The 12359-nt window shown below is 58.4% G+C and carries 7 protein-coding genes and 5 pseudogenes; 6 read left to right on the top strand and 6 right to left on the bottom strand.

Annotation, left to right across the window (positions count from 1 at the left end; translation table 11 throughout):
• Nucleotides 1-164: 164 nt before the first annotated feature.
• The gene (locus tag NKH12_RS03685) at nt 165-2231 is read right to left on the bottom strand and encodes a carbamoyltransferase family protein (RefSeq protein WP_352951989.1); all 2067 of its coding nucleotides are present in this window, start codon (nt 2229-2231) and stop codon (nt 165-167) included.
• 1013 nt (nt 2232-3244) lie between these two features.
• On the opposite strand from NKH12_RS03685, the pseudogene nadE reads away from it, so the two are divergent.
• From nadE to NKH12_RS03705, 4 genes and pseudogenes are all read left to right on the top strand, one after another.
• Nucleotides 3245-3576, top strand: a pseudogene (nadE, locus tag NKH12_RS03690) (NAD(+) synthase); the annotation flags it as partial.
• A gap of 404 nt (nt 3577-3980) precedes the next feature.
• Nucleotides 3981-5063, top strand: coding sequence for a sensor histidine kinase (locus tag NKH12_RS03695; RefSeq protein ID WP_352951948.1), 1083 nt, complete (start codon nt 3981-3983; stop codon nt 5061-5063).
• A 503-nt stretch (nt 5064-5566) separates the two neighbouring features.
• The gene (locus NKH12_RS03700; RefSeq protein WP_352468513.1) at nt 5567-5668 is read left to right on the top strand and encodes a hypothetical protein; all 102 of its coding nucleotides are present in this window, start codon (nt 5567-5569) and stop codon (nt 5666-5668) included.
• Nucleotides 5669-5724: 56 nt separating this feature from the next.
• Nucleotides 5725-5982, top strand: coding sequence for an aminopeptidase (locus NKH12_RS03705; protein ID WP_352951949.1), 258 nt, complete (start codon nt 5725-5727; stop codon nt 5980-5982).
• Between the two features lie 2 nt (nt 5983-5984).
• Here NKH12_RS03705 and NKH12_RS03710 read toward each other — a convergent pair.
• Nucleotides 5985-6294 (bottom strand): annotated as a pseudogene (locus NKH12_RS03710) (integrase); the annotation flags it as partial.
• Nucleotides 6295-6485: 191 nt separating this feature from the next.
• Here NKH12_RS03710 and NKH12_RS03715 point away from each other — a divergent pair.
• Entirely contained in the window at nt 6486-8147 is a 1662-nt protein-coding gene (locus tag NKH12_RS03715) for a tannase/feruloyl esterase family alpha/beta hydrolase (RefSeq protein ID WP_352457362.1), read from the top strand.
• Nucleotides 8148-8393: 246 nt separating this feature from the next.
• Here the strand turns inward: NKH12_RS03715 and NKH12_RS03720 are convergent.
• A pseudogene (locus NKH12_RS03720) lies at nt 8394-9517 on the bottom strand (site-specific integrase).
• A 536-nt stretch (nt 9518-10053) separates the two neighbouring features.
• Between NKH12_RS03720 and NKH12_RS03725 the strand changes: the two are divergent.
• Nucleotides 10054-11022, top strand: a complete 969-nt coding sequence (locus NKH12_RS03725; protein ID WP_352453731.1) for a glycosyltransferase family 10 domain-containing protein — start codon at nt 10054-10056, stop codon at nt 11020-11022.
• A gap of 138 nt (nt 11023-11160) precedes the next feature.
• On the opposite strand, the gene NKH12_RS03730 is transcribed toward NKH12_RS03725, so the two are convergent.
• The 3 genes and pseudogenes from NKH12_RS03730 to NKH12_RS03740 form a co-directional block, all read right to left on the bottom strand.
• Nucleotides 11161-11517 carry a hypothetical protein gene (locus NKH12_RS03730; protein WP_352457361.1) on the bottom strand — a complete coding sequence of 119 codons (357 nt, stop codon included), beginning with the start codon at nt 11515-11517 and terminating at the stop codon, nt 11161-11163.
• 266 nt (nt 11518-11783) lie between these two features.
• A pseudogene (locus NKH12_RS03735) lies at nt 11784-11939 on the bottom strand (ATP-binding protein); the annotation flags it as partial.
• Between the two features lie 71 nt (nt 11940-12010).
• Nucleotides 12011-12297 (bottom strand): annotated as a pseudogene (locus NKH12_RS03740) (transposase); the annotation flags it as partial.
• Nucleotides 12298-12359: the final 62 nt, after the last annotated feature.

A 12359-nucleotide genomic window follows, 5' to 3' on the forward strand; every position in this document is an offset into this window, starting at 1 on the left:
AAAAACCCGCCCCCCCCGGGGGTTTTTTGTGCGGGTGTGGGGGGCCCCAAAGTTTTATGCCTAAAAAAAACCGTTTTTTACAGGCGGCCCCCGGCCCGGGTTGTCGGGGCCCGGCGGCGTCGATGAACACCTTTATTCGCCGAGCTTGGATAGCGGCACCTCTATCACGCTGAGAGCCTGTTATGCTGGTCCAGCGTTTGATCCCAGTCTTGATCCATGCGAGCAGCTTGTGAGGGATGCAATCGAACGAGGCGCTGCTCCCACAGCCGTCGCAGGCCCTCCATCAGAGCTTCACGCTTAGCCTGATCCGGCGCAATTGTATTGAGGAGATCTCCCAACACGGCTTCGCCCTCAATCCGCATCAGCAGATTAAACAAGTCGTGTGAAATTCGTACACTGTCACTGCTGAAGTGGGTCGTGCTGATCTCGCAGTGAGTCTCCCGACGATCTGGCGCTTTGTAAGCGCGGGTTTGATGGAGGGACACATAGGGCGGCAACGAAACCGCAAGCGCAGTCCAATCCTGCAGCGTTGCAGCCCGCTTTTTTACCAGGAAGGGCCCGACCACAAGTCCATCCAGCTCTGTCGTCAGAAAGGTGGCAATCGCGTCTGCAACCGAATCCACGATCGGTTCGGCATTGTTGTTAAAGGACGTATTGAGCAGAATTGGAGTGCCTGTGCGCTTCTTGAACGCATTGATGACCTCCCAGTACGCGGGATTGGCGTTGCGCGATACTGTTTGCAGGCGAGCGGTACCGTCGACGTGCGTGATGGCACCGAGCAAGGCGCGCTTTGAGTCACGCACGCGAACGACGAAATTCATGAATGGAAATTCGTGCCTACCGTCCGGGAGGTCGAAAAATTCGCTCGCATCCTCCTCCAGCACAGATGGCGCGAAGGGCCGATAGCCTTCGCGCTTCTTGACCATCGCATTGATCCGGTCCTTGTTTGCGGCGGGCCGAGGGTCGGCAAGAATGCTGCGGTTGCCCAGCGCACGTGGCCCAAACTCCGAACGACCCTGCACCCAGCCGATCACGGCGCCGTTGGCGATCCAGTCGGCTGCACTGCTTGCCACGTCATCAGAGCGTTCAACCTCGAGATGTCCGGCCCATGCATTCAGTTCCTGTTGCACGGCGCGCTCGCTCCCGAGATCAGGACCCCAATAGACCTCCTGCAGTCGCTCACACGGCGCGGGGCGGCCCATCTCGTTAGAGACTATCAGCGCAGCTCCCAATGCGCAGCCAGCGTCGTGAGACGCGGGTTGCACGAAAATGTCTTCGAAAAGCCCTGAATACAGCAGCTTACCGTTCATCGTGCAGTTGTGGGCCACCCCCCCCGCCAGGCACAACCGCTTCATGCCGGTGGCCTCACGGTGATGCCGGAGAATGTGGAACACGATCCGCTCAAGCGCTTCCTGCAGTGACGCACTCACATCTCGATGCTGCTGGGTGAAGGGCATTCCCTTTCGCCTGACCTCGATATTGCGGAGCAACGCCGGACCGATGCGGTCGAGGTGAACACGGTAGCCACCGCCGTTGGCGGAGAGCTCGTAGAACTGCTCGAAGAGCTCGCGATAGGGAGCGGGGTCGCCGTAGGGCGCGAGTCCCATTACCTTATACTCGTCGAACAAGCCGTAGCCGAGATAGCGGATCGTCTCGAGATAAAACAGCCCAAGAGAATTGTTCTCGGGGAAAGCCTCGAGTTGCGTAATTTCTGTGCCAGACCCTACCGCCAAGAGGCCCGATAGGAAATCACCAGAGCCATCAATCGCTAGAATGAGACTTTGTTCGAAGCCCGACATTGCAAAGGCGCTCACGGCGTGCGCCTGATGATGACTTACGAATGAAATACGCGAACTGTCCAACTTAGTGCCGAACTCACGCGTTAACAGATCCTGCACCAACGTTTTAGCATCCAACGGAATGGAGAGAATGTCCGGGTGGGATGCGGACATACCTTCAAGCATGGCGTTGGCATAGGGCTCGCTGGCGTAGAGCGCGACACGATCAATGTCGTTGAGCTGAACCCCCGCCGCTGACAGACAGTATTGAATCGAACGAATTGGGAGCTTGTTGGAGTGTTTCATCCGATTGAGGCGTTCCTCTTCGACGGCTGCTATCACCCGTCCGTCTCGGACGAGCACCGCGGCGCCATCGTGCATAAAGGCGTTCCGAAGCTCGAATCGGTTTTCATGGACTTGGTCAAGTCCGCCGCTAATTCCTAGACACAGCATTTCTTTCTCCACATAGTGACGGGCAAGCCAAATTGGCCTGCCTCAGACCGTTTCCAACTAAATAGGCCGCGTTGTCGCTTGCAGCTGCAACCGCCTGTCAGGCATCACCGGCATCAAAGAACGCCTCATAAGGGTCCGCCTGAATCAACATGAGATGCTTCGATCGTGGCGCCTGCCGTTCCATGACGCCGAGAGCTTGGCTGGATCATCGAATCTTGAGCGGCTGCTGACTTGCATGCCGGCGATGCCGTTTTCATCTGCAGCACGAACTTGTGACGCGGGCTGCCTATATCCTTGCGAAGGGGCGGCTGTTGACGAATAATGCCGCGCCGTGAACTGGCCCGATTTCATTCCCCGAAAGACCGTCGCACAGGCGACTGACATGTGCTGCACTGTCCGCCTGCTTCCCGGTCGCACATCCGATAACGCCTTCGCTTGTGCAGGAGGCCGTATCGCGTCATTCGTCGGCCAAACATGGCACCGACTGGAAGCCCGGCAATACCGCGTAGATGTAAAGTGCGCTGATGTTGTATGGTAGCGCTGCCGGCCGGGTCTCCAATCCGCTGCCCAAACGAGCGGACTGCCTGCGGCAAAAAGCCCGCCACAAGCAGAATCGCGCTGGGCAGCTGGCTCGCCTGCAAGACTTCGCAGCTCAGGAACATTGGGGACGACTAGCGTCGAACCGCCGACATGATCGGCCAGTTGCAACTCACTTCTCGGCACGACCTCCACTGCACGTCAGGGCGCATGGAAGATTTTCTCCTTTGGATGGGTGACCGGTGCGGACGTGCTTTTGTCCATGCAAGATTTCCGAAGAGTTATGAAATCGTTTGTTTCGATCAAAGTCATCCACGCTATGAATAGCTGCCGGACATGCGCTTCAAAGGGGCTTCAGGCTTCCCGGATGGCTACTCCGATTCGAAGCGCGTGGCATTCCATGCGCTCTATGACAACATTTTTCAGCAAAGGGTATGAGAGCAAACCCACACTTCTTTTTCAGAAGTCGCTTCGAAGCAGCCGAGGCCTTGATGGGCTTCTTCACCAAGTTCGGCGATGGTGCCGCAGACATTCTTCCTCTTTCCGGGCTGAACAAGCGCAGAGTTCGCGCCTTGGCAGTGTGTCTGGGCGCTCCGTCTGATCTTGTTGAAAAGATCCCGACCGCCGACCTGGAGAACCTCGTGCCGGTCTCACATACGATGAGATTGACGACTTCCTCGAAGGCCAAGAGATCAACGAAGCGGCGCACAGGCGTATACTTCATGCGCATTCCAGCACAGCCCATAAGCGAGCGCTTCCCGTCACAACGATTGCCATGACGGGTTCGATATTTAGGCATCGGCAATAGCGTCTCAACATACACGATCGATGGGCTTGCCGCAGTTAGGCAGCTAGCGGCCTGAATTACCGCTGGAGCGAAGCGCTGCTCTTTCAGCCCGCATGCGGTCATGAGGTTGACAGTGTCGGCACGTATCGCCGAGGCCGGCACGCGAACTCATTCTCCCTGAATGCCTGCTCTATCGATCTTCCGCAGCGTACCCACTTGACCGGTCGCTTCGACATTCCAGGCACCTGGATTGTAGCCGATCCTTGCCGCTCTCCTTCGGCCGGTCGCAATGCTAGACGTGCGGCCGTTACGCTATGCAGAGCTGGTTGTCAGATGCGTGATGCGAAACGTGAGATGCAGCTCCAGTTTTGGCGATGGCGGGCTCGCCGCATTGTTGATATCATCCGCACAGAACAGGCGCGCAAATGACATCGGATTCAGAGAAGGCTGAGGCGGTCGAGCAGTTACTTGATACACCTGACCTTGCAACCGCACTGGAAAGCGAACAGTTCAAGAAATTCCTCGACCAGGTGCCGATCGCCATAGCCGTTTCGGACCTTGCCGGTGAAGAGCGCGTGGTCTACGCCAATCCGGAATTCGAGAAACTGTCAGGCCTGACAGCCGCCAGGCTCACACGAGCAAACTGGGCAGCCCTTTTGGGCAAAGGCCTCCATCAGCAAAAGGACAGGCCGCTTGCCGAGGCCGTGGTCGAGGGAACCGATTTGGTCGGCACCTTCAAGCTGGAGCGCGGAGAGGACAAACCCGCGATCGTCGACGTTTATTCGAACGTGATCGAAGACGACAACGGCAAGGTGTGCTTCCGACTGGTGGCCCTGGTCGACGTATCCGCCCATGGCGAGGCGGGAGATGAGCGCTCGGCGGAGGAGCGTGTCAGCGAGAAAGACACGCTGCTGCGCGAACTGCAGCACCGGGTGAAGAACAACCTGCAGATGATCACCGCGCTGATCCGGCTGGAAAGCCGCAACGCGACCGAGGCCGACCGGAGACGGTTTGAGCGGCTCGCCGGTCGCGTCGACGCTCTGGCGATCCTCTACCAGACGCTAACGGCCGACGAGCCGAAGGAGGAGGTCGACCTTGGCGTCTATCTCAGCCAGATCGCGTCCGCGGTCATGAGCTCGCATGCGGTCGAGGGAATCCGGCTGGATATGAAGGTGGATACATATCCGGTGTCAATAAACGTCGCCATGCCGGCCGGGCTGGTCGTAAACGAATTGCTGACCAATTCACTAAAGCATGCGTTCCGGGGCCGCGATGGCGGCACGATAACACTGCACAGCGTCGTCGATGGCGACGGCTGCCGGGTTATAGTGGCGGACGACGGAATCGGCCTGCCGGAAGGCGAGGTGTGGCCCAAGCCAGGCAAGCTCGGCGCGCTGATCGCGCGATCGCTGACCGAGAACGCCAGGGCGCAGCTAGCTGTCGAGTCCAGCGCCAACAAAGGGACGAAGGTGACCATCGTTTTCAAGCGGTCGGCGGCAGCAAGCTGAACGGTTGCTGTCGACTAGCAGGCTGGCGGCTGGCTTCATGTCGCGGCTTTGAGCAGGTGGCTGCAAATAGGCTAGGTCGCCCTTCACGGCCTGCTTCACATGGTCGAGGTCTTCCATTATGCTCCAGGCTTGCTGCTTCTGATTTCGGCGGCCAGTCCATCCCCACCTAGCGGAAGGCACTCCCGCCTGATTGCGTTGCGGCTTGAGTCTTGACGGCGGGGGCTACCTGACGCCTTCGCGCTCATCACGCGCGGGCCGGCAATTCAGCAGCGAGTCATCGCTTGGCCAATCTTGCCGAGGACGAAGGTCTAACCTACAAATAAAATTGGTCCGACTGTTCGTGGCCGGAGGTAACCGCGAATTTGCGCTATCGGGACAGGAGAGCAGTGCTGTAGGCAAACCGCGATGCGTGCATTCGTTCGATTGGTTCTACGATTATCCTGACGCCTGGGGTGACCAGTTGCACCAGTATTTCCTACTACGCGCAATCTTTGCAGGGTCATGTGCAGATCATCGCGGCCCGCCAAGACATCGGAAAACTGATCGACGATCCTTCAACCCCTGAGATATTGCGCGCCCGAATGGCATCGGCGGCCGCCATATAATAGTTTGCGGCAAAGACGGCCGCGATCGAACGGCTGAGGACGCGCTCGCCAACAGATTGCGCGACAGACGATGGGGTGGATACCGCGGATACGACGCCTGGTTCGATGCTCAGATCAACAACGCGAAGCTCGCCGCGACTTCCGTCTACAGCGATTCGGTTCAAAGGCTTGGCGCGTTGGACAAAGCTCGCCGCGCCGAAGCGCGATGCATAGAAGCCGGGATAGTCGCCCGAACACAAGTCGAACAAGCGGAGTGGTCGACCGTTTCGTCCTCCCCGGGGACCAGCCGGTTGCTCTGGCCTGGGGCGACCTGATGGGTCTTGCGGAGCACCGTCTCCAGCATGGCGATCAGGTCTTTGGGAAGTATGGCCTCATTCTGCACAGACGGTTTTGCGTGGCTGTTACGGATGCCGGCGGGCACGGTGGCGATATGGCGGTCCTTTCGATCGAGCGGCTCGCCACGCTGCGTATAATTCCACGCCAGGGAGGAGAGACGGCGCTCGATCGTCGCCACAGAGTTTGGTTTCTTGTCTCCTGTAACCTTTCTGGATGCACATGTAGAGGCCGACGGTCTGCGGATCAGGCGGCAACACCTCGAGGTGCTGCCGGCGCGCCCAGGCGCAAAAAATCCGCTCTCGACCGAGCGGCGTCAGACCGGTATTCTTATGGATGTTCATCCGGTCCCCCTGGAGTCACTGAAGCTTCGACAATCTCAGCTTTCCCGGTTCGGACCGGATGGACAACCTAGTGAAAGCTCACAACTAGCTACCAATGCGATCAGCTTTCGGGCTATCGGGCGCATCCAGGGAGGATGGGTATGTTCTTGGCTAACGGGCTCAAGCTGCGGGACCGCGGGTGCACGCTGGCACTGATGTTGGCGATCATATGTGTATGTGCGCCTGCACTGGCGGCAAACGCGTCGGATCAGGCGTGCCGGTCCATCGCCAAGCTCAAAATTCCAAGCGTGATCTTTACCGAGGCTAGCCTTCAAAAGCCGCAGGAGATCCCCGCAGATCCCTTCACTGCATTCACCGGCGCCTCGCCTCAGGCGGTAAAAGTGGGCGGGCACTGCCTTGTCCGAGGTGTTATCGGGAAACGCCAGGGGGTCGATGGTCAATCATATGGCACCCGGTTTGAGGTGCGTCTTCCGACGACCTGGAACGACATGTTCCTTTTCCAGGGCGGCGGCGCAGTTGATGGCTTCCTGGCGCCGGCCGTCGGGACCATTCCTTGCCGGAACTCGACCGCGGCTCCCGGGCTCTTGCGCGGCTACACTGTTGTAAGCATGGATGGCGGGCACCCAAGCCCCGATCCGGCTTTCGGGGTCGATCAAGCCGCACGCATTGATTTTGCGTACGCCTCCATTGGCAAAGTCACTTCGGTCTCGAAGCAGGTGATTGCCAAGTTCTATGGGGCGGCTCCGAAAAAGTCGGTGTTCATGGGATGCTCGAATGGCGGTCGTGAGGCGTTGATAGCGGCTCAGCGATATCCGCTCGAGTTCGACGGCATTGTTGCAGGTAGCCCGGGTTTTCGTCTCAGTGCCGCCAACATTGCCGAAGCCTGGGATACTCGCCAGTACATGAGCATCGCTCCCAAGGATGAGGCCGGCCATCCTATTCTATCCCGCGCCTTCTCCCAGCAGGATCTGAACATCGTCGCCAAGGCGGTTCTCGCTGCCTGTGATGCCCGCGATGGCATTGAGGATGGCGTCATCAACGCCTGGCAGCAGTGCCGGTTCGACCCAAAGGTCCTGTCCTGCCAAGGCGATAAGACGGACAGCTGCCTCACGGCTGGTCAAGTGCAGTCCATGAGCCGCGCGTTCGCGGGTCCGGAAAGCTCCGATGGCGAAAAGCTTTACAGCGATTGGCCATATGATACGGGCGTTGCGGGCGCGGACTGGAGAATGTGGAAGCTGGGCAATTCCCCCACTTCCCAGTCGGATGCAAATAACATCGTTCTGGGAGCCCGCTCGCTTCAATACTACTTCATGACGCCCCCGGCGCCGAATTTTGACCCCCTGAAGTTCGACTTCGACAAGGATCCGGCACGCGTTGCGGATACGGCCAAGCTCAATGATGCGACCGGCACGTATCTCGCCAGCTTCGCTGCCCACGGTGGAAAGCTGCTCTTGTTTCAGGGACTTTCCGATCCGGTCTTCTCAGCCAACGATCTGGTGCGCTGGTACAAGCAAGTCGTCGAGGTCACAAGCGGCGGCGATTTGGAAGCGACTCGCCGTTTCGTGCGCATGTTCATAATCCCGGGGATGACCCACTGCGGCGATGGCCAAGCCTTCGACGACTTTGATCCTTTGGCCGCCATCGAGGGCTGGATAAACCAAGACAAGGCTCCGGATTCTCTCGCGGCTGGCAGCAAGGCATTCCCCGGCAAGCACCAGCCGATCTGCGCTTATCCCACTCAAGCTGCCTATGGCGGTAAGGGAAATCCCGATGAGATCGCGAGCTATTCGTGTCGGGGATAAGAGACCTCGTCATTTGTTCGCTTCAATCTGCGCGCATTCCCGGAACAGGTCTCCCGGACCAAGGATCGGTTGGAAAAGCTAAACCCGGAATTTGTGGGCCGTGCCATAACGCAGTTGATGATCATGCCTGACTACGAAGCGTCGGCCGCCGATAGTCTGGACACAGCGCTCGCTGTGCTCGATGAGGTAATTGTTATCGCCTGAGATCTGACTGACCGCCTCATCCCAGCGGACAAAACGGGGGCATCAGAGCCCGGACGCCTTGGTGAGATTTACGCGGAAACGATCGCGCCGGCGCTGATAATTTCGCGTCATCTCCGCGGAGGCATGGCCGAGCTGTTTTTGCACATAGCGTTCGTCGACCTCGGCCGACGAGGCGAGGCCGGCGCGCAGTGAGTGGCCGGCGAATTTCTTGGCCCGTTCGCCCTCCGACAGATCGCCGCGCACGCCGGCGGCGAGCGCCGTGCGCTTGACCAGGCGTGCGACCTCCTGGTCGTTCAAGCGATCGGCACCGACGGCTCTGCCTTGACCAGCAACGCGCCGAAACAGCGGTCCGTGCGCAATGCGCGCCAGTCTTAGCCAGGTCTGCAGAGCGACCACAGGGCAGGTGACGTCGGAGGAGCCGCGGCCGATTTCGACCTCGCGCCAGCCGGTTTTGCCGCGCAATGTGACAAGCAGACCCTTATCGGCAAAAATCTCGACCCAGCCGCGGCCGTCCTCGGTCTGATCCCTGCCGACGTCGAGGCCCACGATTTCGGATCGGCGAAGGCCGCCGGCGAAACCCAAAAGCAGCATGGCGCGGTCGCGCAGACCACGCAGCGTGCCGCGATCGAGGGTCTCGAACATGCGATCAGATCCTCGGGCAGGATCGCTTCCTTCTGCCGGGGAGGGGAGGCGTGGGTGTTGCGAACGCCAGCCATCACCGTGGCGATATGCCGGTCCTTGCGGTCCAGCGGCTGGCCGCGCTGGGCAAAATTCCAGGAGAGCGACGAAAGCCGGCGCTCGATGGTTGAAACGGTGTTGGGCTTTTTGTCGCCAGTGGCCGTACCTGACGCGCAGGCGGCGATATAGAGCCCGACGACCTCAGGATCGGGCGGGAACATCTCGATGCCTTGGCGCCGGCACCAGCTCGAAAAATGCTTCCAGTCGGCTGCGTAGGCGCGGCGCGTGTTGGCCGAACTCGCCGCCTCGATATAATCGCGCGCGCGGCCGGCGAGCGCCTCAAGCTGCGCAGGCAGGCTGGGATTGGCAATGGCTGGAAGGGGAGGGGACGAGGCTAGGTCGGCATCGCCCATCTGCATGACGATATCGATGATGTCGGGCAAAGCCGCGGCGCTTTGTGTATGAAGCTTGTCCGAAATTCGTAGCATATTTCGGACATCTTGACCGTCACTTCGTCCGAAATCGGACCACAGATTTCGGACAAAGCCCCGGCATCAACCCGCCAATATCTCGATCTGCCGTCGCCGCTGCAAACGTCGCCTGTGAGAGGCGAGCCGCCTCTAAACTGGTCGTATATCCCGATTAATAATAAGAATGTAGTCAACTTCCATATTTTAGAGGGCACGCATGCTGCCACTCAACCGGCCTGATCACCACACAAAGTGAGGAAGAACCTGGTTAGGTGCAAAGCGACAATTGCCTCGACAGCGGGTCCCGGAAGGTTTATGCTCCCCAATCTTACCGCAATCCGAAATGGCGATTGAGTACCTTCACGAGTGAAGGGATTCCCGCGGTCTTAGAGATGAGTTGTCGAATGGCGCGAAGTCGCACAGAATCGCGAAGTCGCACAGAATCGTGTGTTTGATACCGATCAGGATCGCGAGCTATTTCAGGTGCAGAGAGGTCTTGCGCCCGATGCACGAGTTGCTCCCGGTCCAACGGAAGTGAATGGGGTGGAACTGCTTTGTCGACCAAATTGTTGACGGAACGTCCGGCGCCCATTGTTGCTACATGTCTGGATTCTTGGGGCGTTTTGGATGATGCAATCCACCATCTCACTCCAAAGGGCAGTGGAATCTGGAACAATGTCGCTTTTGTACGCAGGACATCCTTCGCGCCCGATTGGCATATTGTCTTTAACTCTGCTTCTATTTTTGGGCTCCCTGTTGATATCGAGGCGAGTCCAAACAGGACAATTTTTGCAATCGGCGAACCGCCGACGAAAGCTCATCGCGCATTTCATGAAGGGCAGGGGAAAAATACCATCGTCCTGACGTCTGACGCAGAGCTGGCTGCTCGGCAGAATGCAGAGCGCCGATTCGTTTTGTCTCCACCTATCACTCGGTCTTGGTCTGTAACAAAGACATATGACCAACTTCTGGTCAGCGAAGTCGTGGACAAGCCGCTTCGGCTCTCATGGATTACCAGTAACATCGCCCTGCTTAAAGGGCATCGATATCGGCTGGCGTTTCTGGAACGGCTGAGAGAGGAGCTCGACTTTGACCTGTTCGGCCGAGGTTTTCGGCTGATTGGAGATAAATGGGACGCACTCGCACCGTACCGTTACAGTATAGCTTTCGAGAATACTCGTGCTGATTACTATTTTACAGAGAAGCTTATGGACTGCTTCGTTGCTGAAACAATGCCGATCTATTACGGCAGCCCGGCAATCACGAGGTTCTTCCCTTCCGACTCAATGGTTCTGATTGACCCAGAGGACAAGAACGTAATCCAAAAAATTCAAGAAATCATCGACTCGGACCTCTGGAAGGAGCGTCGCGGCGCAATACAAGAGGCGAAGCGGTTGGTTCTTGAGAAATACAATACGTTTGCTTATCTCGCGGGCTTCATCGAAAGCGTTCACGATAAACCCTTACCGCCGGAAGTTATACACATCGGTTCGCCTGCGGTCGATTTTGGGACAGACGAATGAAGTACTCCAACGCTCGCTTCGCGTGCCCGGCGGTTGGTGGTCTGGCGAGATCGGTACGGAGCGCTCGGCGGAGAATGCCTACCTGCGCAGACGGGCCGGCACGGGCGCACGAGGTCATGCGCCCCCGGCTGCCGCTGATCAGACGAACTGGGGAAGGCCAGGAACGGAATTGAGGACCTCGTCCACGAGTTCGTCGCCGGCATGTTCCTTGGCGAAGGCGATCGTCTCGTTGGCGATGGCGGCGATCTTTAGAATGCTGAGACCATCACTCATCAATTGCTGGCCGAGCCCCATGAGGCCGCCTCCGCCCTCTGGGTCGTTGCCATGATACTTCGCCACTAATTCCGAAGCTCCGGGAATGGCCGCGATCATGCGCGCAACGGGACCGTCGGCCGCGTGGCGTTGCAGGAAACCCAGCATTAACCCAACGGCCTTCTCTGCGAGAGCCGGGCCGATGCCGGCACCAGTGGCGATGCGCGATAAGAATTCTTCCATGGCAGGGTTCGTCTCTCTTTAATGAGGTTTACACGGGGCCGGTCCGGCGCCCAAAGCGCCCTTGGCCGAACCACAATTGAACTCCACAAAAATAGGCCGGCGGAAGTGCTATTGCAACTGCGCGTGAAACCGCCTCTGTCAACGCAAGCTGCGTCGGACGTGCGTATTTCGCAAAAACGGGACAGTCGTTCCGCTAAATCGCGGACAGCAGTTTCACTAATTCGCGGACAGCAGGATGGGGTCGGCGCTCGGTTGCCTGGTTGAAGTCATTTGCGATTGATTTCGCCGTTTTCGGCGCCGGTCAAGGGCGGCGGTGTTTTTTGCTTTCTCATGCTGTCGCCTTCGAGGGTGATGCGATGGGCGTTGTGGATGATCCGGTCGAGAATGGCGTCGGCTATTGTCGGCTCCGCGAATGCTTCATGATGCACCTTTCCTTGATCGCCTGGTCCGTTGCAGTCGGCGTTGAAGTTGATCGATCTGGTCGCTGGAAAGGTTTCCGCTTGGCCGCGGGCGTCACCATTTCTTTCCCACAAGATCCTTCAACGCGGCATTGTCGAGCATGGCGTCGGCCAGAAGCCGCTTCAGCCGCGTGTTCTCGTCCTCCAGAGCCTTCAGTCGCCGAGCCTCGCAGACATCCATCCCGCCGAAGCGGGCCTTCCAGTTGTAAATCGAGGCGTCGCTGACCCCGTGCTTGCGGCACAGATCGGCAACCAATACCCCGGCCTCATGTTCCTTCAAAATTCCGATGATCTGCTCTTCAGAGAAGCGGCTACGTTTCATGTCCTGGTCCTCTCGATGGGCCAGAACGAACTTCAAACCGGATTAGATAAGAGGGGCAAGGT

Origin of the sequence: Mesorhizobium sp. M1322, assembly GCF_040318085.1 — a bacterium.
GTDB lineage: Bacteria > Pseudomonadota > Alphaproteobacteria > Rhizobiales > Rhizobiaceae > Mesorhizobium.